The organism is Pseudomonas lalkuanensis (genome assembly GCF_008807375.1).
GTDB lineage: Bacteria > Pseudomonadota > Gammaproteobacteria > Pseudomonadales > Pseudomonadaceae > Metapseudomonas > Metapseudomonas lalkuanensis.
Map to the genome: position 1 here is coordinate 4,762,212 of NZ_CP043311.1, position 24,560 is coordinate 4,786,771.

23 protein-coding genes are annotated in these 24,560 nt (G+C 65.0%); 9 read left to right on the top strand and 14 right to left on the bottom strand.

Features of this window, described 5'->3' with window-relative positions; translation table 11 throughout:
• Nucleotides 1-36 precede the first annotated feature (36 nt).
• From dapE to FXN65_RS22015, 3 genes are read left to right on the top strand one after another with little or no spacing between them, the layout of a single operon-like run.
• Entirely contained in the window at nucleotides 37-1,179 is a 1,143-nt protein-coding gene (gene dapE / locus FXN65_RS22005) for a succinyl-diaminopimelate desuccinylase (RefSeq protein WP_151136387.1), read from the top strand.
• On the top strand, nucleotides 1,176-1,982 hold the full coding sequence (locus tag FXN65_RS22010) for a putative RNA methyltransferase (RefSeq protein WP_151136389.1): 807 nt from the start codon (nucleotides 1,176-1,178) through the stop codon (nucleotides 1,980-1,982). The genes dapE and FXN65_RS22010 overlap by 4 nt, the downstream gene beginning before the upstream one ends.
• A 10-nt stretch (nucleotides 1,983-1,992) precedes the next feature.
• The gene (locus FXN65_RS22015) at nucleotides 1,993-2,364 is read left to right on the top strand and encodes a hypothetical protein (protein ID WP_151136391.1); all 372 of its coding nucleotides are present in this window, start codon (nucleotides 1,993-1,995) and stop codon (nucleotides 2,362-2,364) included.
• 72 nt (nucleotides 2,365-2,436) lie between these two features.
• Here the strand turns inward: FXN65_RS22015 and FXN65_RS22020 are convergent, their stop codons facing one another.
• The 5 genes from FXN65_RS22020 to FXN65_RS22040 form a co-directional block, all read right to left on the bottom strand.
• Nucleotides 2,437-2,646 (bottom strand): cold-shock protein, encoded by a 210-nt coding sequence (locus FXN65_RS22020; protein ID WP_004421058.1) that lies wholly within the window; start codon nucleotides 2,644-2,646, stop codon nucleotides 2,437-2,439.
• 328 nt (nucleotides 2,647-2,974) lie between these two features.
• Entirely contained in the window at nucleotides 2,975-3,967 is a 993-nt protein-coding gene (locus tag FXN65_RS22025) for a DUF4340 domain-containing protein (protein ID WP_151136393.1), read from the bottom strand.
• A 10-nt stretch (nucleotides 3,968-3,977) separates the two neighbouring features.
• Nucleotides 3,978-5,813: a GldG family protein gene (locus tag FXN65_RS22030; RefSeq protein WP_151136395.1), complete on the bottom strand. Its 1,836-nt coding sequence runs from the start codon at nucleotides 5,811-5,813 to the stop codon at nucleotides 3,978-3,980.
• Nucleotides 5,814-5,815: 2 nt separating this feature from the next.
• Nucleotides 5,816-6,550: an ABC transporter permease subunit gene (locus FXN65_RS22035; protein ID WP_151136397.1), complete on the bottom strand. Its 735-nt coding sequence runs from the start codon at nucleotides 6,548-6,550 to the stop codon at nucleotides 5,816-5,818.
• Nucleotides 6,547-7,470: an ABC transporter ATP-binding protein gene (locus FXN65_RS22040; protein WP_151136399.1), complete on the bottom strand. Its 924-nt coding sequence runs from the start codon at nucleotides 7,468-7,470 to the stop codon at nucleotides 6,547-6,549. Before FXN65_RS22040 ends, FXN65_RS22035 begins: the two co-directional genes overlap by 4 nt.
• 230 nt (nucleotides 7,471-7,700) lie before the next feature.
• On the opposite strand from FXN65_RS22040, the gene plsB reads away from it, so the two are divergent.
• The 5 genes from plsB (at nucleotide 7,701) to FXN65_RS22070 (ending at nucleotide 13,098) form a co-directional block, all read left to right on the top strand.
• Nucleotides 7,701-10,199 carry a glycerol-3-phosphate 1-O-acyltransferase PlsB gene (plsB, locus tag FXN65_RS22045; RefSeq protein ID WP_151136401.1) on the top strand — a complete coding sequence of 833 codons (2,499 nt, stop codon included), beginning with the start codon at nucleotides 7,701-7,703 and terminating at the stop codon, nucleotides 10,197-10,199.
• Between the two features lie 166 nt (nucleotides 10,200-10,365).
• A complete protein-coding gene (locus tag FXN65_RS22050; protein WP_151136403.1) occupies nucleotides 10,366-10,632 on the top strand; it encodes a hypothetical protein in 267 nt (88 codons plus the stop codon).
• Nucleotides 10,629-11,867, top strand: coding sequence for a hypothetical protein (locus tag FXN65_RS28040; RefSeq protein WP_178119381.1), 1,239 nt, complete (start codon nucleotides 10,629-10,631; stop codon nucleotides 11,865-11,867). Before FXN65_RS22050 ends, FXN65_RS28040 begins: the two co-directional genes overlap by 4 nt.
• A 111-nt stretch (nucleotides 11,868-11,978) precedes the next feature.
• Nucleotides 11,979-12,377: a YbaY family lipoprotein gene (locus FXN65_RS22065; protein WP_151136407.1), complete on the top strand. Its 399-nt coding sequence runs from the start codon at nucleotides 11,979-11,981 to the stop codon at nucleotides 12,375-12,377.
• A gap of 43 nt (nucleotides 12,378-12,420) precedes the next feature.
• Nucleotides 12,421-13,098 carry a DUF4197 domain-containing protein gene (locus FXN65_RS22070; RefSeq protein ID WP_151136409.1) on the top strand — a complete coding sequence of 226 codons (678 nt, stop codon included), beginning with the start codon at nucleotides 12,421-12,423 and terminating at the stop codon, nucleotides 13,096-13,098.
• Nucleotides 13,099-13,641: 543 nt separating this feature from the next.
• On the opposite strand, the gene FXN65_RS22075 is transcribed toward FXN65_RS22070, so the two are convergent.
• From FXN65_RS22075 to FXN65_RS22085, 3 genes are all read right to left on the bottom strand, one after another.
• Complete coding sequence (locus FXN65_RS22075) at nucleotides 13,642-14,799, bottom strand: aromatic ring-hydroxylating oxygenase subunit alpha (RefSeq protein ID WP_151136411.1); 1,158 nt, start codon at nucleotides 14,797-14,799, stop codon at nucleotides 13,642-13,644.
• 152 nt (nucleotides 14,800-14,951) lie between these two features.
• Nucleotides 14,952-18,068 (bottom strand): efflux RND transporter permease subunit, encoded by a 3,117-nt coding sequence (locus FXN65_RS22080; RefSeq protein WP_151136413.1) that lies wholly within the window; start codon nucleotides 18,066-18,068, stop codon nucleotides 14,952-14,954.
• Between the two features lie 6 nt (nucleotides 18,069-18,074).
• On the bottom strand, nucleotides 18,075-19,178 hold the full coding sequence (locus FXN65_RS22085) for an efflux RND transporter periplasmic adaptor subunit (RefSeq protein ID WP_151136415.1): 1,104 nt from the start codon (nucleotides 19,176-19,178) through the stop codon (nucleotides 18,075-18,077).
• A gap of 92 nt (nucleotides 19,179-19,270) precedes the next feature.
• On the opposite strand from FXN65_RS22085, the gene FXN65_RS22090 reads away from it, so the two are divergent.
• Entirely contained in the window at nucleotides 19,271-19,906 is a 636-nt protein-coding gene (locus tag FXN65_RS22090) for a TetR/AcrR family transcriptional regulator (RefSeq protein WP_151136417.1), read from the top strand.
• 60 nt (nucleotides 19,907-19,966) lie between these two features.
• Here the strand turns inward: FXN65_RS22090 and FXN65_RS22095 are convergent, their stop codons facing one another.
• The 6 genes from FXN65_RS22095 to adk form a co-directional block, all read right to left on the bottom strand.
• Nucleotides 19,967-20,740: a class I SAM-dependent methyltransferase gene (locus tag FXN65_RS22095; protein WP_151136419.1), complete on the bottom strand. Its 774-nt coding sequence runs from the start codon at nucleotides 20,738-20,740 to the stop codon at nucleotides 19,967-19,969.
• A 92-nt stretch (nucleotides 20,741-20,832) separates the two neighbouring features.
• Nucleotides 20,833-21,660: an isocitrate lyase/PEP mutase family protein gene (locus FXN65_RS22100; RefSeq protein WP_151136421.1), complete on the bottom strand. Its 828-nt coding sequence runs from the start codon at nucleotides 21,658-21,660 to the stop codon at nucleotides 20,833-20,835.
• A gap of 48 nt (nucleotides 21,661-21,708) precedes the next feature.
• The gene (locus FXN65_RS22105; RefSeq protein ID WP_151136423.1) at nucleotides 21,709-22,563 is read right to left on the bottom strand and encodes a DUF72 domain-containing protein; all 855 of its coding nucleotides are present in this window, start codon (nucleotides 22,561-22,563) and stop codon (nucleotides 21,709-21,711) included.
• The gene (locus FXN65_RS22110; protein ID WP_151136425.1) at nucleotides 22,563-22,904 is read right to left on the bottom strand and encodes a hypothetical protein; all 342 of its coding nucleotides are present in this window, start codon (nucleotides 22,902-22,904) and stop codon (nucleotides 22,563-22,565) included. Before FXN65_RS22110 ends, FXN65_RS22105 begins: the two co-directional genes overlap by 1 nt.
• Before the next feature lie 103 nt (nucleotides 22,905-23,007).
• A complete protein-coding gene (gene tsaB / locus FXN65_RS22115; RefSeq protein ID WP_151136427.1) occupies nucleotides 23,008-23,688 on the bottom strand; it encodes a tRNA (adenosine(37)-N6)-threonylcarbamoyltransferase complex dimerization subunit type 1 TsaB in 681 nt (226 codons plus the stop codon).
• A gap of 86 nt (nucleotides 23,689-23,774) precedes the next feature.
• Nucleotides 23,775-24,422: an adenylate kinase gene (adk, locus tag FXN65_RS22120; protein ID WP_151136429.1), complete on the bottom strand. Its 648-nt coding sequence runs from the start codon at nucleotides 24,420-24,422 to the stop codon at nucleotides 23,775-23,777.
• Nucleotides 24,423-24,560: the final 138 nt, after the last annotated feature.

Below are 24,560 nucleotides of genomic sequence, written 5' to 3' on the forward strand. Positions count from 1 at the left end.
TTCCCTTGCGTTCCCGCGCTGCTTTCCGGAGCCCCCATGTCTGCCCTGTCCCCCACCCTCGAACTCGCCTGCGACCTCATTCGCCGTCCCTCGGTCACCCCGGTCGACGAAGGTTGCCAGGATCTGATGATGCGCCGGCTGGAAGCCGCAGGCTTCCGCATCGAACGCATGCGCATCGAGGATGTGGAAAACTTCTGGGCCATCCGTGGCGGCGAAGGCCCTGTGCTTTGCTTCGCCGGTCATACCGATGTAGTGCCCACCGGCCCGGTGCAAGCCTGGCAGCACCAGCCGTTCGACGCCCTGATCGACGAACAGGGCATGCTCTGCGGCCGCGGCGCAGCGGACATGAAAGGCAGCCTGGCCGCCATGGTGGTGGCGGTTGAACGCTTCGTGAACGACCACCCGCAGCACAAGGGCGCCATCGCCTTCCTCATCACCAGCGACGAAGAAGGCCCGGCCCATCACGGCACCAAAGCCGTGGTCGAGCGCCTGGCGGCCCGTGGCGAGCGCCTGGACTGGTGCATCGTCGGCGAGCCATCCAGCACCTCGCTGGTGGGCGACGTGGTGAAGAACGGCCGTCGCGGCTCCCTCGGCGGCAAGCTGACCGTGCGCGGCGTACAGGGCCATGTGGCCTACCCGCACCTGGCGAAGAACCCTATCCACCTGGCTGCCCCCGCCCTGGCTGAACTGGCCGCCGAGCACTGGGATGACGGCAACGCCTTCTTCCCGCCGACCAGTTTCCAGATCTCCAACCTCAACTCCGGCACCGGCGCCACCAATGTGGTCCCGGGCGAATTGGTGGCGGTGTTCAACTTCCGCTTCTCCACCGAATCCACAGTGGAAGGCCTGCAGCGCCGCGTCGAGGCCATCCTCGACAAGCACGGCCTGGACTACCACCTGGAATGGGCGCTTTCCGGCCTGCCGTTCCTCACCGAGCCGGGTGAACTGCTGGACGCGGTCTCCGCAAGCATCAAGGCCATCACCGGCCGCGATACCACGCCGTCCACCAGTGGTGGCACCTCCGATGGCCGCTTCATCGCCACCATGGGTACCCAGGTGGTCGAACTGGGCCCGGTGAACGCCACCATCCACCAGGTGAACGAGCGGGTGCTGGCCAGCGATCTCGACCTGCTGACCGACATCTACCAGCAGACCCTGGTCCGCCTGCTCGCCCAATGAAACTCATCTGCCCCCTTTGCCAGGGTGCGCTGAGCGCCCGTGAACAGGGCCTGGTGTGCCCGGCCAATCACAGCTTCGACCGCGCGCGCCAGGGCTACTACAACCTGCTGCCGGTGCAGCACAAGAAGAGCCGCGACCCGGGCGACAACGCCACCATGGTCGAGGCGCGCCGGCGCTTCCTCGACGGCGGCCATTACGCACCGCTCGCCAGCCGCCTGGCGGCGCTCGCCGCCGAGCGCGACCCGGAAAGCTGGCTGGATATCGGCTGTGGCGAGGGCTATTACACCGGTCAGTTAGCCATGGCCCTGCCGGCCACCGATGGCTACGCCCTGGACATCTCCCGCGAGGCGGTGAAGCGCGCTTGCCGCCGCGCCCCGCAATTGCACTGGCTGGTGGCGAGCATGGCGCGGGTTCCCCTGGCCGACGGCAGTTGTGACCTGCTCGCCAGCGTCTTCAGCCCACTGGACTGGCAGGAAGCGCTGCGCCTGCTGTCCCCCGGTGGCGGCCTGCTGCGCATGGGGCCCACTCGAGAGCACCTGCTGGAGCTGCGCGAGAAGCTCTACGATGAAGTCCGCGACTACGACGACGAGAAGCACCTGTCGCAAATTCCAGCGGGCATGCGCCTGGCCCACAGCGAAACGCTGAGCTATCGCATGCACCTGGCTGACGCCGAGGCTCGCGCGGACCTGCTGGCCATGACCCCGCACGGCTGGCGTGCCAGCGCCGAACGCCGCGCCGCGGTGGTGGCCGAAGCCTTCGATGTGACGGTGTCCATTCGCTACGATTGGATCGAGAAACTCTAGGGAGTCCCCCATGCGTCAACCCGATATCGAGATCTACCTCAAGGACGCCGACCAGGAGGCCGTCACCGCCTGGCTCAATGCGGCGCTGGGTTCCTGCACGCCCTGGCAACAGAGGGGGCAGACCTTCAAATGCCTGGCCGGGGATGTTCCCGTCACCTGGCTGCCCAAGGCCGTTGGCAAGTGGCACAGTCTCTACCTGGAAAGCGACGCCACGCCCTGGGAGGATGATCTGGGTTGTGCACGCGCGGCCTTCGCGGCCCTGGGCGTGGAAATCCGCTGCGCGCCAGGTGGCTGGCAGGAAGCGCAGGGCGAAGAAGACGCCGACCGCTGGATCAAGGTGAACGCGGAAGGCGAGCAGGAAATCATCTGGCGTACCGACTGACAGATCGGCAGCTCGATCAAGGATTCGCAGAAAGCAAAAGGCCCGTCACTGACGGGCCTCTTGTTTTGAGTCTCAGACCTTGGCGACGTCTTCCGCCTGCAGGCCCTTCTGACCCTGGATCACGGAAAACTCCACCTTCTGGCCTTCCAGCAGAGAGCGATGACCCTCGCCGCGGATAGCACGGTAGTGAACGAACACATCAGGACCGCTTTCGCGCTGAATGAAACCATAGCCCTTGGCGTCATTGAACCACTTGACGGTTCCGATCTCACGATCAGCCATTACTGCTCTCTCCAACTCGCAATTTTGTTGTGTACCCCCTTTGCTGGGGGTTTCGACGGTGCGGCAAAGACGTTCTTCTTGTTATATCCAACCCCGGCGGAATCAAGCTTGGAGCGGGTATTTCGAATGGCGTTCTTTTTATGACCGCGACCGGAGTATACGACAAGAGTTCGCGCTGAAAAGCACTTTTTTATGACAGTGCAGAATGGCCGTCCCATGCGGGCTGCACGCCCTTTTTTGGTTCCCGAACAGTACAAAATGGGGCATGAGGAAAGGCGGAAATGAACCGGTCAAAGTCCGATTTACCGCCTTACTTCAATAACTTGCACTACTTGGTGGCAAGTACGTCCTCAAGCTTCTTGGCCAGTGCCTGATATTGGAATGGCTCCAGTCGATAAGCCCAATCCAGTTTGCCGGGCACCTGCTCTTCGCCGAACTTCTTCTTGTCCTTGAGCACCAACCAGGGCTGTTCGCCCTGCCCGTAGACCTCACCGCGCAGCTCACCCCCCTCGAAGGTCAGAAGGCTGAACTGCAGCAACGGCTTGCCCTTGAACTGCACCTGCGCCAGCGGCGCGTTGTCGGCGAACTCCAGACCAGCGAAGAGGGTCGCCATGCCGTTGGCAGCCGCCTCGTAGGCCAGGCGACGACCCTTGGGCAGTTGCTTGAGCTTGAGGTTGGGTTCTTCGGCGGTATCCCGGTAGACGGTCAGCCGGCCGCCGTTCGGGTAGGTCACCTCCACCTGCCGGACGCTGGCGAAGGGGATCGCCGCCACCCGGCGGTCCAGCCAGTTGAGTTCGCTCGTCGGCAGCGGCATGACCTGGTCGACCAGCCAGACCTGGTTATCACCATAGAGGCGCACAAGTTGCCCCTTGCCCTGCTGTGCCGGCTTGCCCAGCAGCAGTTCCAGGGATGCTTCGCCGCCGCGCTCAACCTTGATGCGCGCCCCCTGCTCGCTGGACTCGCCCTTCTCCGCCAGGCCGACGCGACCGTGCAGTTCGGGGTTGGCGGTCTTGGCTTCCACCTTGCGTGCCTCGGCCAGCGCCCTCAGCAGCGTGGCCACGGGTTGGCCGGCCGCCGGATAGTCGGCCTTGGCCGGCAGCACCCAGACACCATCCTTGCGCGCCAGGCGCAGGTCGGGCTGGCCGGGCACCTGCACGTCCAGCGCCGTCACGCCTTCCAGCTTGCCCTGCAGCTCCGGCAACAGGAGCTCACGGCTGACGACGGCCTTCGGCTGGGGCCGCGCACTGTCCTGCTGAATGTAATAGGCGGTGCCCAGTCCGGCGGCCAGCAGGGCGAGAAAGATCAGGCCATTGCGTCCCATATCGCCCTCCTCAAGCCTTGCGCCGACGGCGCCAGAACCACAGCAGCAGCACGCCCAGTGTCAGCACCAGTGGCACCAGGGCGATGTTGACGAACTTCAGGGTGCGCCCCAGGTCCTCGATGCTGGCATTGAGCTGGAAGTTCACGTCTCGGAGTTCCTTGCGGATGCGCAGCTTCTCCTGGATGAACTGCTGTAGCGTCGCCTGCTGTTCCGGAGTCAATTCCAGCGCCTTGGCCGGGTCCTGGTTCTGCTGCAGCGACGCCAGCTTCTGCTCAGTGTCGGCCAGGCGCTGCTGGAGCACCTGTTCCTGCTCGCGGAACTTCACCTCGGCGTCACGCTGGAGTTTCTCCACCACGTCGAAGGGACGGCTGAAGCGGCCACGGGAACGCACGCTGATCAGCGCATCGGAACCGGCCAGGTTGTCCAGGGCGTTGATGGCGAAGCCGGAGTTGTCGGCCCAGGGCTGCGGCACGCGCTGGCCGAAGAAGTCCTGCACCTGCACCCACATGCGATCGCTGAGGATGTCGGTATCGGCCACGGCGATCACGTTGATGTTCTTCGCCGATTTCAGGCCATCCTTGCGGCCCTCGATGCCATCGGGGAACGCCGATTGCACCGGACCACTGATGCGCGCAGCCACCGTATAGCGCTCGCCGGTGGGCTTGAGCTCACGGATCAGCTCCTCCGGGTCCGCGAGCATGCCGAAGCGCTGCACGTCGAAGGGCATGGCGTACTCGGAGCTCTGGATCAGCGGCACGAACTGGGTCTTGGCGCCTTCCAGCGGCTTGAGGATACCCGCGGTGGCCACGGTGATGTTCTCCAGGCCCGCGGTGCTGACGTCGGCCTGGTCGAGGCTGCGCTTGGGCAGGTTGAGCCAGGCGGCATGACGCGCCGGCGGCTTGCCCTCGCCAACGCTCACGGACATGGCGTTGGCGCCGTCACCCAGTACCTTGCCCGGCACCATCTGCAGGCCCCAGGCCTTGAACAGGGTGCCCAGGTCGGAAGCCTTGTCGCCCCCGGGCTCGCCCGGCATCTCCATGCCGCTGTCGGCTTCGCTCCACGGATCGACGAAGGCCAGCAGCTTGCCTCCGCGCAGGACGAACTGATCGATGGCGTACTGAGTCTGCTGCGGCAGGTTCTTCGGATGCACCAGCAACAGCACCGAGACCTTTTCGGGAATCTGGTCGACATCGCCCTTCAGGCTCTCGATCTGGAAGAGCTGGCGGATTTCCTCCATCACCATCCACGGCGAGGTCGGCTGGCGGCTCATCATGTCGAAGCCACCATTGATCTTCAGCCCGGAAATCACCCCCACCACCGGGCGCTCCGGCTTGGCCAGGCTCTGCACCAAGCGGCTGATCTCGTACTCCAGGAACTCTTCCTGGTCCAGCGGGAAGAACGGGATGATCTGGGTGTCGTCCACGCCGTTGGTACCGGCCAGGCCGAAGTAGACCTGGTCGCCGCCCTGCTGCAGCGGCACCGCCTGCAAGCCGAACTCGGCGGCCTTGTCCTCATCCTCGGAGAAAGGCTCGGGGTCGACGATGTGCAGCTTGATCTTGCCGCCGGCGACGCGCTCGTAGGCCTTCAGCATCTCTTCCACGCGCCGCGCGTAGTTGCGCAGCACCACCAGGTCCTTGGCGGTCTTGTCGGAATAGAAGAAGTACAGGTTGATGGGCTCGTCGATCTCGCCAAGGATCTTCCTGGTTCCGTCGGAGATGGTGTAGAGCTTCTGCTCGGTGAGATCGACCCGCGCGTTGGTCAGGGTCAGCCCGGCGAGCATGTTGAACGCCAGGAAAGCCAGGGCGATGAGCAGCAGCCCGGCGCCGGAATACATCAGTCTTTTCATGTTCAGTCGGCCTTCTTCAGATCGACCACCACGGCGGTGGCGGCCAGCCAGGCGGCGATCAGGGTGACGAAGTAGAGCAGGTCACGCAGGTCGATCACACCCTTGCTGATGGCATCGAAACGGGTGAGGAAACTCAGCGAGGCCACGGCGTCCAGCAGCCATTGCGGCGCCCAGGCGCTGAAGGCATCCAGCACCAGCGGGAAGCCGCTGACAATGAACAGGAAGCACACGCTGACGGCGAGGATGAAGGCGATCACCTGGTTCTTCGCCAGCGCGGACATGCAGGAGCCGATGGCGAGGAAGGCCCCGGCCAGGAGCCAGCTGCCGATGTAACCGGTGATGATCGCTCCGTTGTCCGGCTCGCCCAGGTAGTTGACCGTGACCACCATGGGGAAGGTCAGCAGCAACGCCAGGCCGGCAAAGGCCCAGGCGGCCAGGAACTTGCCGGTGACCGCCTCGAAGCGGGTGATGGGCAAGGTCATCAGCAACTCGATGGAGCCGGACTTGCGCTCCTCGGCCCACAGGCGCATGGCGATGGCCGGCACCAGGAACAGGTAGAGCCAGGGGTGGAAGTTGAAGAAGGGTGCGAGGCTCGCCTGGCCGCTTTCGTAGAAGCCGCCCAGATAGAAGGTGAAGACCCCGGACAACACCAGGAAGATCACGATGAACACATAGGCCAGCGGGGTAGCGAAGTAGCTCGCCAACTCGCGTTTGAAAATAACCGGCAACTGCGTCATGCCGCTTCTCCCCGGGTCAGTCGGCGAAACACCTCATCGAGACGGCCGCGCTCCACATCCAGCTCCGTCACTTTCCAGCCCCGCTGGTGAATCAGCTGGTTCACCTGCGGGAAGATCACTTCGCCCGGTTTGGCCAGGATGGTCAGGCCGCCTGAGATGGCGTTCTCCTCGATACCGGCCACGCCCGGCAGCACTGCCAGGGCCAGCATGTCCAGCGGCTCTTCGGCCACCAGCGTCACCGCCTGGTGGTAGCGGGAGCGGCTTTCCAGCTCGAAGGGCGTGCCATCGGCCACCACCTTGCCGGAAGCGATCACCAGGGCGCGGGTGCAGACCGCCGTGACCTCTTCGAGGATGTGGGTGGAAATGATCACGATCTTCTCGTGGGCCAGGCTCTGGATCAGTTGGCGAACCTGGTGCTTCTGGTTCGGATCGAGGCCATCGGTGGGTTCGTCGAGGATCAGCACGCGCGGATCATGGAGGATCGCCTGGGCCAGGCCGACGCGGCGCTTGTAGCCCTTGGAAAGGGTCTCGATGGACTGGCCGAGGACGTTGTCCAGTTCCACCTGCCCCACCGCACGGGCCACCCGTGCCTTCTTCTCCGCACCGCGGAAACCACGCACTTCAGCAATGAACTCGAGGAAACCGCGCACCGTCATGTCGCCGTAGCAGGGAGCGCCTTCCGGCAGGTAGCCGATTTCCCGCTGCGCCTTGAGGGTGTGGGTCTGGATGTCAAAGCCGAAGATGCTGGCACTGCCGGAGGTCGGCGCGAGGAAGCCGGTGAGCATCTTCATGGTGGTGGACTTGCCCGCGCCATTGGGGCCAAGGAACCCCAGCACCTCCCCCGGTGCGACGCTGAAGGACAGGTTGTCCACGGCAGTGTGCTGCGCAAAGCGCTTGGTCAGATTTGTTATTTCGATCATGGCCTCTAGTCCCGTCGGGAACAGCCCCTGGCCATGCTGGCCACCGGGGCCTTGCAAAACGCTGGCGGACTATAAGGAGTCCCCCGCAGGCATTGCAAGACCGCCCCTTGTGCGAAAAGTTGCAGGAAAATTCGGGTAAAAACGACAGCCCTCGGCTTTTTGCGACCCGGCGGCGAATGCGGCAAACTAGCCGCCCCGAGCAATCGCTCGTTTCACAGCCTTACCCTGTCATGACCCGCTCCCCTTTCCGCCGACTCGCCTTTGGTGCCCTGCGCCGCCTGCTTTATCTCTGGGTGCGCTCCGAGACCATCAACCAGTCCGCCTTCACCCTGAAGCTCGACCGCAGCAAGCCGGTGCTCTATATACTGCAGCAACCCTCGGCCAGCGACCTGGCGGTAGTGGACCGGGAATGCACCAAGGCCGGCCTGCCACGTCCGGTGCTGCCGGTGGCAGTGGGCGAGCTGCTGGAGCCGACCGCTTTCTTCTACCTGACGCCGGAGCCGGGCTGGCTCGGCGGCCAGGACAAGCGCGGCGCCTCCCCCACGCTGGTACGGGTGCTGGGCGCCATCCAGCAGCATGCGGTGGAAGATGCGCAGATCATTCCGGTGACGGTGTTCTGGGGCCAGTCGCCCGACCGTGAAACCAGTCCCTGGAAGCTGCTGTTCGCCGACAGCTGGGCAGTGACCGGCCGCCTGCGCAAGCTGGTCAGCATCCTCATCCTCGGGCGCAAGACCCGCGTGCAGTTCTCCGCGCCCATCCACTTGCGCGAGCTGGTGCAGCAGGACAAGGGACCGGAACGCACACTGCGCATGGTCAACCGCATCCTGCGGGTCCACTTCCGCAACCAGAAGACCGCGGTCATCGGCCCCGACCTGTCCCATCGCCGCAACCTGGTGAAAGGGCTGGTGCGCGGCCCGCTGGTGCGCCAGGCCATAGCCGAGGAAGCCGAGCGCGAGAAGGTCAGCGTGGCCACTGCCGAGGCCCAGGCGCTGAAGTACGGCAACGAGATCGCCTCCGACTTCGCCTATACCGCCATCCGCTTCCTCGAAGTGGTGCTGTCCTGGTTCTGGAACAAGCTCTACGAGGGCATCAAGGTCAACCACATCGAGCAGGTGCAGGACATCGTGCATGGCCAAGAGGTCATCTACGTGCCCTGCCACCGCAGCCATATCGATTACCTGCTGCTGTCCTACCTGCTGTTCCGCAACGGCCTGACCCCACCGCACATCGCCGCCGGCATCAACCTCAACATGCCGGTGATCGGCGGCCTGCTGCGCCGTGGCGGTGCCTTCTTCATGCGCCGCACCTTCAAGGGCAACCCGCTGTACACGGCGGTATTCAATGAGTACCTGCACACCCTGTTCAGCCGCGGCTTCCCGGTGGAGTACTTCGTCGAAGGCGGGCGCTCGCGCACCGGCCGCATGCTGCATCCGAAGACCGGCATGCTCGCCATCACCCTGCGCAGTTTCCTGCGCTCCTCGCGCCTGCCCATCGTCTTCGTGCCGGTGTACATCGGCTACGAGCGTGTGCTGGAAGGCCGCACCTACCTGGGCGAATTGCGCGGCGCGAGCAAGAAGAAGGAATCCATCTTCGACATCTTCAAGGTCATCGGCGCCCTCAAGCTTCGTTTCGGCTCGGTGGCGGTGAACTTCGGCGAGCCGATCAAGCTGGCCGAATTCCTCGACCAGCAGCACCCGGACTGGCGCGCCCAGGAGTTGGGCCCGCAGTTCCGCCCGGCCTGGCTCAACGACACTACCAACCAGCTCGCCGTGCGCATCGCCCGCCACCTCAACGACGCAGCGGCGATCAACCCGGTCAACCTGGTGGCCCTGGCACTGCTCTCCACCACCCGCCTGGCCCTGGATGAACGCGCCCTGACCCGCGTGCTCGACCTCTACCTGGCCCTGATCCGTGCCGTGCCTTATTCGCCCCACGCCACCTTGCCGGAAGGCGACGGACAGGCGCTGATCCAGTACGTGCAGAGCATGGACCTGCTCGCGGAGCAGAAGGACGCGCTGGGCAAGATCCTCTATCTGGACGAGCAGAACGCCGTCCTCATGACCTACTACCGCAACAACGTGCTCCATGTGTTCGCCCTGCCCGCCCTGCTGGCCTGTTTCTTCCAGAGCAGTGCGCGGATGAGCCGCGAGCAGATCCTGCGCTACACCCGTGCGCTCTACCCCTATCTGCAGGCGGAACTGTTCATCCGCTGGGACACGAGCGAACTGGATGGCGTCGTGGACCAGTGGCTGGCGGCCTTCGTCGAGCAGGGTCTGCTCAAAGTCGAGGGCGACGTCTATGTGCGTCCAGCTCCGAGCTCGCGGCAGTTCGTGCTGCTGACCCTGCTGGCCCGTGCCATTGTCCAGACCCTGCAGCGCTTCTACATGGCCATCGCCCTGCTGCTCAACGCCGGCCAGAACCAGCTGAGCGCAGAAGAGCTCGAAGACCTCTGCACCGTCATGGCCCAGCGACTGTCGATCCTCCACGGCCTGAACGCCCCGGAGTTCTTCGACAAGAGCCTGTTCCGCCACTTTATCCAGACGATGTTGGACCAGCGCGTACTGAGCCAGGACGAAGCGGGCAAACTCGGCTACCACGAACTGCTTGGCGAGCTGGCCGAGGGTGCGGCCAAGCGTGTGCTGCCGGCGGAGATTCGCCTGTCCATCCGCCAGGTGGCATTCGATCGCCAGGTCGAAGCCGAGCCGGAAGCCCCGGTAGAAGCCGGCTGATACTTCGCGCCCGGCCTTCGGGCCTGGCGCTTCTCCTTTGGGACCGTTCCCACATCCCGACTGGGCAATTCCCGGCAGGCTCGCCTGAGCCCTCTCCGTACCATTCGGCGCTGCGCCTCTCGGTAACCCGAGTGCACCACCAGCCCGAACACGGAAGACCCAATCCATGCTGCTGAGAACCATCACAGTCGAGAACGGCACCGGAGAGGCGGTAAACGCCGCCGTCCTGTGCAGCTTCGCCATCCCCCTGATCGATCGCAATATCCTCGTCTACACCCTCAACGAAGAAGGCCGCCAGGGCACCGCCAAGGTGTATGTGGCGAGCGCCATCCCCCGGGAGAACGGCTATCGCCTTGCCGGCCTGGAGTCCGAGCAGGAATGGCAACACACCGTTCAGGTGCTCAGGGAGATCACCAGGGGGGAAGAGTCATGAGCACGTCCGGCAAAGCAGAATTCCACTTCGTCCAGCTCAAGGGCGAAATCACCGGCGATGGCAACGATCCAGCCGTCTCGGGAGATCACCACTGCCTGTCCATCAACAGATCTTCCATCAGCAAACTGATTGCCACCCGCGAAAGCAGCAACATCGGCGACCCGCTACCGTCTAGCCGCCCGCCACTGCCGGATGAACCCGCCACTGCGGCTGCGTCCTTCTCCCCCATCGACAGCCGCGCCCTCGGCGTGGATTTCAGCCTGGCCTCGCCGGCAGTCGTCGAAGCCGCCACCGAGATGCCCGCGCCAACAGACGAGGCAGTCGTGGAGGAGGTCGGGCACGAGCCGGTTGACGTACCGGGCGAAGCGGCAGCCCACGCTGAGGAGCCCTCGCAGCCAGTGGCCCCTGAACCCGAATCCGAACCTGCGGCAACTGCCGAACCTGAACCTGAACCTGAACCTGAACCTGAACCTGAACCTGAAACGGAAGCCGGATTGCCCCTCGAAGTCGAGGACCTGCCGAGCAACGGCGCCGAAATCGCCACGGAACCCCCACCGCCCCAGCAGGCAACTGAACACCTGAATGAGCCGGCGACGGTGGAATCGGAGCAGCCGACCGCCATGATCCAACCTCAACCGATTCTCCCCGCCGTCTCCGACAACGAGGCCGATAGCGTGCTGTGCGACGTACAGAGCACCCTCGACTCCCTCGCGGACATGGCCAAGGGCCTGACCCAGCAGAAGCTGGAAACGGTGAAGCAGCAGGAAGGCCTCGAGCAACGCAAAGCCCTGCTGCAGGAGAAAGAACGCATCCTGGCCGACAAGGACGAACAACTGCGTCTGCTGGAAGCACGGCTGACCCGCGAAGTCTCCAACCTGGAGCGCAACGCAGAGGACAATGCCCGCGCACTGGCCGAGCGCAGCACCGCCCTCAAGGCCCTGGCCGAAAGCGTCGAAGCCCGCGACCGCAGCACGGCCAAGCTTGCCGAAACCCTGCGCCTGGAAAAGCAGCGCAACGATGAACTGGCCGAGTCCCTGGTGCGCCGGGCGGAATCCCTCGACGAGCGCGAGGCCGCGCTGAACCGCAAGGAAGACGAGCTTGCCGAGAAGCTCAAGCAACTGATCGCCGCCAAGGACCGCTTCCGCGCCCTGGTCAAGGCCTTCAACGAAACGGTGCAGTTCAACAACACCCTGAACGCCATCTCCAGCACCGCGCTGGACGACGACCAGCACTGACCGCTCCACATCGCCCCCGTACCGGGGGCGATGTCTTTCCGGGCTCCATGGCCCGTCGCACATTGCCTTCTATAGTGGGTCCTATCGATTCCATACGACCCTGAGGTTCAGATGAAAGCACTGCCCATGATTCTCGCCAGCGGCCTGCTCACTGCCTGCGTCGGCCAGCCAGCCGACGAAACTCGCCATCTGGAAGGCGAGGTCTTCTACCTCCAGCGCATGGCGCTCCCGCCCGCCGCCACCCTCAGTGTCAGCCTTCAGGATGTATCCCTGGCCGATGCCCCGGCGGTGGAACTGGCCCGCCAGAATGGCCCGGTCCAGGGCCAGGTGCCCCTCGCCTTCCGTCTCGACTACGATCCGGCCAAAGTCCAGCCCAACCGCCGCTATGCCGTGAGCGCACGGATCGAACTGGATGGCCGGCTGATGTTCATCAACACCGAGCAGCACTCGGTTAAACTCGACGGCTCCGATCCGCAGCCCCTGCGGATCAAGGTCGACCCGGTTCGCTGAGTACCGAGGCAGACCGCCCCTCCATCGCCACAAGGATGCAGCCATGATCCGCTTCGCTACCCTCTGCGCCGGCCTCACCCTCTCCGCCAGCGCCTTCGCCCTGTCCCTCGCCGACCTCAGCCAGCAGGACGCCAGCGGCGGCCTGAAGGATGCCCTGACCCAGGGTGCCAAGGTTGCCGTCCAGCAGCTCGGCAAGCCGGGTGGCTTTTCCGGCAACCCGGATGTGCGCATCGAGTTGCCAGGCAACCTCGGCAAGGCCGCCAGGACCATGAAGATGATGGGCATGGGCGCCCAGGTGGAGCAGTTGGAAGCAACCATGAACAAGGCCGCCGAGGCTGCAGTACCGCAAGCCCAGGCGCTGCTGGTGGACGCGGTGAAGAAAATGACCGTGCAGGATGCCAAGGGCATCCTCAGCGGCCCGGACGACGCCGCCACCCAGTACCTGAACAAGACCAGCCGCGACCAGCTGCGCGCCAAGTTCCTGCCCATCGTCAAGCAGGCCACCGACAAGGTGGGCCTGGCCCAGCAGTACAACAGCTTCGCCGGCCAGGCCGCGAGTTTCGGCGTGGTGGACGCCAAGAGCGCGAATGTCGAGAACTACGTGACCGAGGAGGCCCTGGACGGCCTGTTCAAGATGATCGCCGAGCAGGAGGCCAGCATCCGCCAGAATCCGGCAGGGGCGGCTACCAGCCTGGCGAAGAAGGTGTTCGGCGCACTTTGAGCGTCGCAACGCAGTAAAAAGAGCCCGGCTTGATGCCGGGCTTTTTATGGGTGGCCGGTTGTGGTTCCGGTAAATAGCCTTGAAACGGGATTGGGAAATTTGAGTGATTGCGGCTGATGAACGCCGTGCAGCCGGACGTTACCCTCCCCCCCAGCCCCTCTCCCGGAGGTAGATCGGTGAATCACGCCTGACAGGCCGCGGCAGTCCTGATGACCAGTCATCACCTGTCGGCGTGCGGAAGCGGTGGGGCAGCAAGACCGCCCCTTCAGGAGGACGCGCGGCATGAATGCCGCGAGAGGCGTGCGGGGCCATGAATGGCCACTCTCGCCGCGCCCCCCGGCGCAACGATGGAAGGAGGGAAGTCCGGCGCAGCCGGACCCGGATGCGGGGTACGCCCTTTGGGTTTCTTTCTTGTGGGCGGCACTCCGACGCTTGAAAAAAGAGACTCGCCGGGGGCGAAACAGAAACCTGAAGCCCACTCGGCAATAGGCTGGACAACTACGTCCAGGTCAACTCACACCGGATTGCCAATCCGCTATTCCCTCACCTCCCCAGCACCTCCACGCGCTCCTCCCCCAACGCCTCATCCAACCCCTGATGAAACCACCTCAGCGCCTGTTCGAACCGGCCATGCCAGAGCCGGTCACTGGCACCGGCCTGGATCCCCGCCTGGACTCGTACCGCCATGGCGAAGTCTTCCTCCAGGGCCGAATAGAGGATGGCGTTGTTCTTCTCGAAATAACGCTGCGCCTTTTCCGTCACCGGCGCTTCCGGCAGCAAGGTATGCCCGAGCACACGGGTCGCCAGCGGGCCGTCGGGGAACACGGTGGAGAAATCGATATGGTCCGGCTCCACCAGCACCAGCGTGTTGGGCCAGAGGAAGTACAGCAGATTGCCGTGGCGCCGCAGGTTCCAGTCCCGCTCCGGCTGGTCGAGGATTTCCTGCAGGTTGCGCTTCACGTAGTAGTTGCGGATATGCCGGCCGAAACGCTCGAACAGGCCCAGATTGGGCCAGAACAGATGGTCGATGGTGGCCTGGTGCGCCCTGGTGACGTGGTAGTTCTCCAGGAAGGTATCGATGGTCAGCTTCCAGTTCACCGGCCGGCGGATGTCCTGGGGATCGAAGATCACATGATCGTCCAGGGCGAAGCTGTCGAAGTCAGCCAGGATCTGCTCGCCGAAGAAGGCGTCCATATCCAGCGCCGGCCCCGGTGAGTGACGTGCCCAGACGGCACCGAAGCGTTCGGCGACCGGCACCTGGGTGAGGTTCAGGCAAGCACGATCGATGCCTTGGAAACCATATCCGTGGGGAATGCCGCGAAGCTGCCCGTCCGGGTTGTAAGCCCAGGCATGGTAAGGACAGACGAAGACCCGGTTGCGCCCGGCCGCATCGCCCACCAATTGAGTGCCACGGTGCTTGCAGACGTTGAGGAAACCGCGCAGTCGCCCCTGCTCGTCACGGGTCAGCAACAGCGGTGCCAGCAGGTCGCGAGTGATGAAGTGGCCGGCGGGAATTTCGCTGGAACGGGCTACCAGCAATGGCTCGCGGCGGAGTATCTCGTCCCGTTCGCGGCGGTAGCGCTGCTCGTCGAGGTAGAGATCCACCGGCAGTGCCGACGGCGACTCGACGCATTCGGATACGCCCCGTTCCACCAGGGCCAGGGTTCGCTTGAGCAATTCCACCTGGGTCGCGTGCTGCATGGACACCTCGTCTTGTGATCATGGGCTGAGGCAAGCCCGGTCAGTCTCGGCGCGCATGCCCACGCCGCCAAGGGCCGGGGAGGAACCAGCCGGATGATTGGCAGAAATGGCCGAAGCGCCCAAAAAAAAGGCCCCCGAGGGGGCCTTTGTCGTCAGTGGCTGGGCTGCGGGTCGGAAGCCAGCGCCGGCTGGACCTGCTCCGCCTCCGCGGGCTTGACCCGGAACCAGGCGGCGTAGAGTGCCGGCAGGAACAGCAGGGTCAGGGCGGTGGCGACTATCAGCCCGCCCATGATGGCCACGGCCATGGGGCCGAAGAACACGCTGCGCGACAGCGGGATCATCGCCAGCACCGCCGCCAGCGCGGTGAGCACGATGGGGCGGAAGCGCCGCACCGTGGCTTCGATGATGGCGTGCCAACGATCCAGCCCGTGGGCGATGTCCTGCTCGATCTGGTCCACCAGTATCACCGAGTTGCGCATGATCATCCCCGCCAGGGCGATGGTGCCGAGCATGGCGACGAAGCCGAAGGGCTGGCGGAACACCAGGAGGAACAGGGTCACGCCGATCAGCCCCAGGGGCGCGGTGAGGAACACCATGGCCGAGCGCGAGAAGCTTTTCAGTTGCAGCATCAGCAGGGTCAGCACGACCACGACGAACAGCGGCATGCCGGCGTTCACCGAGCGCTGGCCACGGGCAGAGTCTTCCACGGTGCCGCCGACCTCCAGCAGGTAGCCGTCCGGCAACTCGGCACGGATCGGGTCCAGCGTCGGCGAGATGTCCTTGACCAGGCTGGCCGGCAACGACTTGTCGTAGATGTCGGCACGCACGGTCACGGTGGGCAGGCGGTTGCGGTGCCAGATGATGCCTTCCTCGAAACCATATTCCAGGGTGGCGATCTGCGACAGCGGCACGCTGCGGCCGTTGTCCGTGGGCACCGCCAGGCTCGGCAGCAGCGCCAGCTCCTGGCGTTCACGCACGGTGCCGCGCAGGAGTATCTCGATCAGCTCGTTGTCTTCGCGGTACTGGCTGACCGGCGCGCCAGTCAGCGAGCTCTGCAGGAATTGCGACAGGTCGGCGGTGCTCACGCCCATGGCGCGGGCGCGGTCCTGGTCGATATTCAGCCGCACCACCTTGCTCGGCTCTTCCCAGTCCAGGTGCACATTCACCACGTGCGGGTTCTCGCGCACCTTGTCGGCCACCTTGCGCGCCAGGGCACGGACTTCGTCGATATGCTCGCCGGATACGCGGAACTGCACCGGGTAGCCCACCGGCGGGCCGTTCTCCAGGCGCGAGATACGGCTACGCAGGGTGGGGAAATCATCGTTCAGCACCTGGATCAGCCAGCTGCGGATTTCCTCGCGGGACTCTATGGATTTGGCCAGCACCACGAACTGGGCGAAGCTCGCCGCAGGCAGTTGCTGGTCCAGCGGCAGGTAGAAACGCGGCGAGCCGGTGCCGACATAAGCCACGTAGTTATCCACACCCGGGTGGTCGCGCAGCATCTGCTCCAGGCGCTTCACCTCGGCCTCGGTATTGGCCAGTGACGAACCCTCGCCCAGCTTGAGGTCGACCATCAGTTCCAGTCGGCCAGAGGACGGGAAGAACTGCTGGGGCACGAACCGGAACAGGGCGATGGAGGCGACGAACGCGGCCAGGGTCAGCAGGATCACCGTCTTGCGCCGCCGCACGCACCACTCCACCACGCGCCGGACGCGCTGGTAGAAGGGCGTGCCGTAGGGATCGTGGCCCTTGTCGCTGCCACCGTGCTGCTTCGCGTGCAGCCTGGCCAGATCGGGCAGCAGGCGGTCGCCCAGATAGGGGACGAACATCACCGCGGCAATCCAGGACACCACCAGGGCGATGGTCACCACCTGGAAGATCGAGCGGGTGTACTCGCCGGTACCGGATTGCGCGGTGGCAATGGGCAGGAAGCCGGCGGCGGTGATCAGGGTGCCGGTGAGCATCGGGAACGCCGTGCTGCTCCAGGCATAGCTGGCCGCTTTCAGGCGGTCGTAGCCCTGCTCCATCTTGATGGCCATCATCTCCACCGCGATGATCGCGTCGTCCACCAGCAGCCCCAGCGCCAGCACCAGCGCGCCGAGGGAAATCTTGTGCAGGCCGATGCCCAGGTAGTACATCGTGGCGAAGGTCATCGCCAACACCAGCGGGATGGACAGCGCGACCACCAGGCCGGTGCGCAGGCCCAGGGAGAAGAAGCTCACCAGCAGCACGATGATCAAGGCCTCGGTGAGCACGCGAACGAACTCCCCCACCCCGGTCTTCACCGCCGCCGGCTGGTCGGACACCTTGCGCAGCTGCATGCCGGCCGGAAGGTTCTGCTGCAGCCGGGCGAACTCCTGCTCCAGCGCCTGGCCGAGCACCAGGATGTCGCCGCCGGGCTTCATGGACACGGCCAGGCCGATGGCGTCCTCGCCCATGAAGCGCATGCGCGGAGCGGGCGGGTCGTTGAAGCCACGGCGGACATCGGCGACGTCGCCGATACGGAAGGTGCGGTCCCCCACGCGAATGGGGAAATCGCGGATTTCCTTCACCGAATCGAAGCGGCCGGAAACCCGCAGCTGCACGCGGTCACTGGCCGTCTCGAAGAAACCGGCGGAGGCCACGGCGTTCTGCTCTTCCAGCGCCTGCTGAACAACAGCGAGGGGAAGCCCCAGGGTCGCCAGCTTCACGTTGGACAGTTCGATCCAGATCTTCTCGTCCTGCAGGCCGAGCAGTTCCACCTTGCTCACATCCTTGACCCGCTGCAGTTGCAGCTGGATGCGGTCGGCGTAGTCCTTGAGCACGGCGTAGTCGAAGCCCTCGCCGGTCAGCGCATAGATGTTGCCGAAGGTGGTGCCGAACTCGTCGTTGAAGAACGGTCCCTGGATACCCGGCGGCAAGGTGTGGCGAATGTCGCTGATCTTCTTGCGGACCTGGTACCAGAGCTCGGGAATCTCGTTGGAGTGCATGGAGTCGCGGGCGATGAAGGTCACCTGCGATTCGCCGGGTCGGGAGAAGGAGATGATCTTGTCGTACTCGCCGGTCTCCATCAGCTTCTTCTCGATGCGCTCGGTGACCTGGCGGGACACTTCCTCGGCGCTGGCGCCCGGCCAGTTGGTGCGTACCACCATGGCCTTGAAGGTGAAGGGCGGGTCTTCGCTCTGACCCAGCTTGGTGTACGAAATGGCCCCGACGATGCCCAGCAGCAGCATGATGTAGAGGACGATCTGGCGGTTCTTCAGCGCCCAGGCGGAAAGGTTGAAGTTCACGGCGCCTTACTCCTTGGCCAGCATCTTCACCGAACGATTGGCACGGTCCACCGGCCGCACCTGCTGGCCTTCGCGCAGCACCTGCACGCCGGCGGCCACGACCCAATCGTCGGGCTGCAGACCTTCGAGAACCGGCACCCGGTCCTCGCCATAGGGGCCAACGCGCACCAGGCGGCGCTTGAGAGTGGAGTCCTTGGGATCCACCACCCAGACATAGGGCTGGCCCGCTTCGGCGGTCAGCGCCGAGAGCGGTACGGAAAGCGGAACCGAACCATTGCTGCGGATGAAGACGCGGGCGCTCTGCCCCAGCTCTGCCGGGACCTTGCCATCGGCGAAGGCGACGCGCGCGGCGAAGGTGCGCGACTGCGAATCGGCAGACGGCGCCAGCTCACGGATACGCGCCGGGAAACGCTGGCCGGGCAGCGACCAGAGCTCGACCGCCACATCCTGGCCGACCTTGAAGCGGTCGATGGCATGTTCCGGCAGGCTGATCAGCACTTCACGCTCGCCGTCCGCAGCCAGGGTGAAGACCGTCTGTCCGGCGGCCACCACCTGCCCCACTTCCGCGCGGCGGCTGGCGATCACGCCATCCTGGGAAGCGCGCAACACGGTGTAGGCGGCCTGGTTGCTGGCGACGTTGAACTCGGCCTTGATCTGCTTCACCCGCGCCTCGCCGGCACGGTACTGGTTCTCCACGTTGTCGTACTGGGAGTGACTGATCATCTGGCGGTCCAGCAAGGTGCGGTAGCGATCACGCTCGGCACGCACCAGCTTGAGGTTGGCCTCGGCGGCGGCGACCTGGGCCCGGCTGGCCTCCAGTTGCAGGCGCACGTCCTCCGGGTCCAGTTCGGCCAGGGACTGGTCCTTCTTCACCCGCTGCCCCACTTCCACGAGGCGCTTGGCGATCTTGCCGCCAATGCGGAAGGCCAGCTCCGGCTCGTAGCGCGAGCGCACTTCACCCGGGAAAGTGTCCACCGCGTCCGCCGCAGGCTCGGGCTGCACCACCATGGCCGGACGCACCACCTGTTGCACAGGCTCCCCATTGCCGCAGGCCGTGATCAACAGGGAGAGAGAAAGGGGCAGAGCGAGGGGCAAGGCATGGCGAAACATGATGAATGACCTTTCGCGAAGAGCAGCTGGAATATTTATACTGCTGGGTATAGTAAAAATAGCAAACTCACCAGTCCAGTATTTAGAAAGAAATGTCTGACAATTCATTTCCGACCAGCGGCCCAGGCCGCCCGAAAGATCCGGCCAAAAGAAAGGCAATTCTCGAAGCCGCGAAGAATCTTTTCCTACGAAACGGCTACGACGGCAGCAGCATGGACGCCATCGCCGCCGAGGCCGGAGTGTCCAAGCTGACCGTGTACAGCCATTTCACCGACAAGGAGACGCTGTTCTCCGCCGCGGTGAAGGCCAAGTGCGAGGAGCAGCTGCCTGAGCTGCTGTTCGAGCTGCCGCCGGATGCCAGTATCGAGAACGTGCTGCTGAACATCGGCCGCAGCTTTCACCAACTGATCAACAGCCGTGAATCCGTGGAACTGCACCGCGTGATGGTGGCCATGGCCAACCAGGACGCGAAGCTGTCACGGATGTTCTACGAGGCGGGGCCGCTGCAAATCCTGCAGGAAATGACCGGGCTGCTGGCCCAGGCCAACCAGGCCGGCAAGCTGCGCATCGAACACGCACAGAACGCCGCCGAGCATTTCTTCTGCCTGATCAAGGGCGGGCATAACTTCCGCCTGCTGATCGGCTGCGGCGCCGCCCTGGAAGGGGAAGATGCCGAGCAGCATGTGCGGGAAGTGGTGGAGCTGTTCATCAGGGCTTATGCACCCTGACCGAGCGTCCGCAGGTCCGGTCGCGGAGTCGGCCGGACGCCACCTGAGGGTGGCGCTGCTTCAGGTTCCGAGTTTCTTCTTCGGATAGATGTCGTACCGGCTGGATTTGCCTTCCAGCGCATAGCCCGGTTTGGCGCCCTCGATGATCGGCGCCTTGCGCGGGCGTTTCACCACCACGCGGTGACTGGCCAGGGCCAGGGCCGCCTCCAGCAGCGCCGGTGCATCCTGGTCGTCGCCCACCAGGGGGCGGAACAGACGCATTTCCTTCTTCACCAGCGCGCTCTTGTCGCGGTGCGGGAACATCGGGTCGAGGTAGATCACCTGGGGCGCTTCGCCCTGCCAGCTGCGCATCAGCTCGATGGCATTGGCCTGCAACAGATGCATGCGCGCGACGATGGCGGCGGAGTCCAGGTCCCGGCCGGCGCGGGCGAGGCCGTCCTCGAGCAAGGCGGCGATCAGCGGCTGGCGTTCGATCAGGGTCATGCCGCAGCCCAGGGTCGCCAGGACGAAGGCATCGCGCCCCAGCCCCGCCGTGGCATCCAGCACCGTCGGGCGGACGCCGGGCTGCACGCCTACCGCCTTGGCGATCATCTGACCGCTGCCGCCGCCGAACTTGCGCCGATGGGCGGCTGCACCTTCGACGAAATCCACCCTGACAGGACCCGGTGAATCGGGGCCCAGTTGCAGCAATTGCAGACCGTCGCCGCCCAGTTGCAGGGCGAAGTCCGCCTCGCCCTCGCGCGGCAGCCCCAGGCGCACGGCCCAGGCCTCCAGCGCTTCGGCATAGGCCGGTTCCAGGGCCTCGGCCCTTACCCTGACGGAATCTTCACTCATGGACGCAATCGCCTGACCGGTAAAAAACCCGCGCATTCTGCCAGAGCCTGTCGCCAGCGTCCCAATGGCCCGTGAGAGAAAGGACTCGCCGCTCAGGACCTGAGCAAGTCGTTGATGCGGTCGAAGGGCATCGCCTGTCCCAGGGGCGCAAGATCGCCCCGGCGCAGGGCTTCGGCCGCCTGGTGGAACGCCCCCAGGGCGACTCGGGCCAGATTCGAACCAACACTGACCCGCTTGACCCCGAGTTCCGCCAGCTCGTCCAGGCCCAGTTTCAGGCTGGGCGAGCCCACCAGCACGTTCACCGGTCTTGGCGCCACTGCATGAACCACTTCCCTGATTTGCTCGCGGGTGGTGAGGCCAGGGGCGTAAAGCACATCGGCGCCAGCTTCTGCATAGGCCACCAGCCGGCGCAGGGTGTCGTCGAGGTCCGGACGTCCGTGCAGGAAGTTCTCGGCCCGTGCCGCCAGGGTGAAGGCGAACCCGAGACTGCGAGCCGCTTCCACTGCGCCGCGGATGCGTTCCACGGCAAGTTCCAGCGAGTAGATCGGGTCCCCGTCCCGGCCACTGGCGTCTTCGATGGAACCGCCCACCAGCCCTGCCGCAGCCGCCGCGCGGATGGTCTGTGCGCAGTCTTCGGGGTGATCGCCGTAGCCGTTCTCAAGGTCCGCCACTACTGGCAAGGGCGTCGCCTCGACTATGTCTCGGGCATTGGCCAGGGTTTCTTCGCGGCTGACATTACCTTCGGCATCACGCCGGCCCAGGGCGAAGGCAAGGCCGGCGCTGGTGGTGGCCAGGGCGGAGAATCCCAGGTGGGCGAGCATCTTGGCGGAACCTGCATCCCAGGGATTGGGCAGGACGAACAGGCCGGGGGCATGGTGCAGGGCGGCAAAGGCTTCGCCGCGTTGCGCTTGGGTGGTCATGGCAGGCTCCGGAATCTGCGAACAGAGGCCGATAGCCTAGCCCAAGGTTTACAGGAGACCGAGCTGTTCGGCAGGCGGTTGCGGCAGCTGGAGGGCCGGCAGTCCGGGCAGGCGCTCGCAAAGGGCTGCATGGAAGCGCAGGGCCTGGGCTGCCGCCAGGTGATTGTCCGGGGTGTGCAGGAAAACGTTGGGCGTCAGGCCCTGTTCGATCCAGCCGGCCACCTTGTCCAGCCAGGGTTCGAGGAACGGCTGGTTGGCGTCCAGGTCAGGCCCGCCGATAAAACGCACCTGCGGACTGGCGCTGAAGGCGGTGGGTCGAACCGGCACGCGCGGCTTCTTCGACTGCGCATGGAGCACCGCCGGGTCCTGGGAGCGGACGCTGAACAGGGCCCGCGAATCCAGGCAGATGCGCTCTACGCCGCGCTCATGCAGCAGGCGATTGAGTACCCGCTCGGCGTCGCCCTTGTCGAAGAAGGCCGGATTGCGCACTTCCACCGCAATGGACTGGTGACTGAACTCGTCCAGCCAGCAAGCCAGCTCGCCGAGCCGGTTAGGCCCGAAGGCCGCCGGCAACTGCAGCCAGAGCGGTGCCAGACGCGGTCCCAGGGGCGAGAGCAGCTGGAGAAAGTCCTGAGTGGCGGTGAACTGGTCGCGCAGATCGCCTTCGTGGCTCATGTCGCGCGGCACCTTGGCGCAGAAGCGGAACCCCTCCGGCATGGTTTGCGCCCAGCGCTGAATAGTCTCGGCAGATGGCCGGGCGTAGAAGGTGGTATTGCCTTCCACGGCATTGAACACCTGGCAGTAGTGGCCAAGGGTCTCGGCGGGACGCAAGTCGGCAGGATAGAAGTTGCCGCGCCAGGCCGGCTCGTTCCACGACGGGCAGCCCAGGTGATAAGGCAGCATCAGGCGTAGAGGTCGAGGCCGAGGACTTCGGGGGCGTCGTATTCGGCGGTCATGCGGGCGGTGGTGCTGTAGCTGGCGATGGCCTGTGCAGCGCGGTTGCTCATGTTGCGCTGCTGGATCAGGTCCTGGGGACGCACCGGGAGGCTGTCGGTCGAACCATTGCCGGCCTGTACGCGACGGGACTGCGGAGCCTGCTCGTAACCCTGGGTAGAGGACGGTGTGCTCGGCTGTTCGCGGCGAGCCTCCTCCTCACGCTGGATCTCGCGGAAAGGCGTGACCGCGCTGCCCTGGCGGGGGCTGCGCTCCAGCGGATAGGAAGAGTTGAAGCCGTCGATGCGCATCGGTTACTGCTCGGCAATGCTGGCGTTTCGAAATGAATGCGGGAGGACTCTAGCCGTCCGCCCCGGCGTTGGCAATCCGCGGCGGAGACGGCATGAATTGATTCTAGTTCGGCGCCTTGGGCGTGGCGACGTTGTCGCGCAGGTAGACCGGCTGCGCCTGATCGGCGGGCAGGCCTTCCCCCCGCGCCCAGGCGAAGCGGGCCAGGGCCAGCAGGTCCTCGGCATGAGGCAGCAGGTCCGGCGACTGGCCAGAAACCTGCACCGGAATCCGCGCGGAGAAGGTGCCCCAGCCGGTGCCGGCGCCGTACCAGTTGCCGCTGGCATCGCGTGGCAGCAGGGCTTGTTCGGGCGGCAGCACCGCTTCCACGCCCGCCAGGCGCATTTCGCCGGCTTCCAGGCGGTAACAGCCCCAGTAAACCTCGTCCATGCGTGCGTCGATGGCGGCGGCAACCTGGGCCACGCCCTGCTCGCGATGGGCACGCTGCGCCAGCACGGCCAGGTCGGACACCGGCAGCACCGGACGATCCAGGGCGAACGCCAGCCCCTGGACCACGCCTATGGCGATGCGCACACCTGTGAAGGCGCCGGGGCCGCGGCCGAAGGCGATGGCATCCACCGCGGCCAGCGGCAGGCCCGCCTCGCCCAGGAGGGCCTGGATCATCGGCAGCAGACGCTGGGCATGCAGGCGCGGGATCACCTCGTAGTGGCTGAGTACCTTGCCGTCATGCAGCAGGGCAACGGAGCAGGCTTCAGTGGCGGTATCCAGGGCCAGCAGAGTGGTCATCGATCGGTCCAGACGCAGGAAAAAAGGCGGGCATTATAAACGCCAACGGCCCGCAAGCGGGCCGTTGGTCAGATACGAACTGCGCCTCAGCTGAGAGCGGCCAGTACCTTGGCAGTGATCTCGTCCACGGAGCCAACGCCGGCAACGGCGCTGTACTTCGGGGTGCCTTCGGCGGCGGAGAGCTTCTGGTAGAAGTCCACCAGCGGCTTGGTCTGGGAGTGGTAGACCGACAGGCGCTTGCGCACGGTCTCTTCTTTGTCGTCGTCGCGCTGGATCAGGTCTTCGCCAGTTTCGTCGTCCTTGCCGGCGACCTTCGGCGGGTTGTGCTCGGTGTGGTAGACGCGGCCGGAAGCCGGGTGTACACGGCGACCGGCGATACGGCTGACGATTTCCTCGTCGTCCACGGCGATTTCGACCACGTGGTCGATGGTCACGCCGGCTTCCTTCATGGCTTCAGCCTGAGGGATGGTGCGCGGGAAACCGTCGAAGAGGAAGCCATTGGCGCAGTCGGGCTGGGCAATGCGTTCCTTGACCAGGTTGATGATCAGGTCATCGGATACCAGGCCACCCGCGTCCATGACGCTCTTGGCCTGCAGGCCCAGCTCGGTACCGGCCTTGACCGCTGCGCGCAGCATGTCGCCGGTGGAAATTTGCGGAATGCCGAACTTCTTGGTGATGAAACCGGCTTGAGTACCTTTGCCGGCACCAGGGGCCCCCAGCAGAATCACGCGCATCGATGTGCTCCTCAAAGATTTTGTTTTCGAATCGGTCGGATTCGCCTCATGGGGCCAATCTCAGAATGGGTATTTCGGCGTCGCTGTCGGGCCAAAAGGACGTTCAAGATACACAGCGCCCCTATAGCGCACAAGACG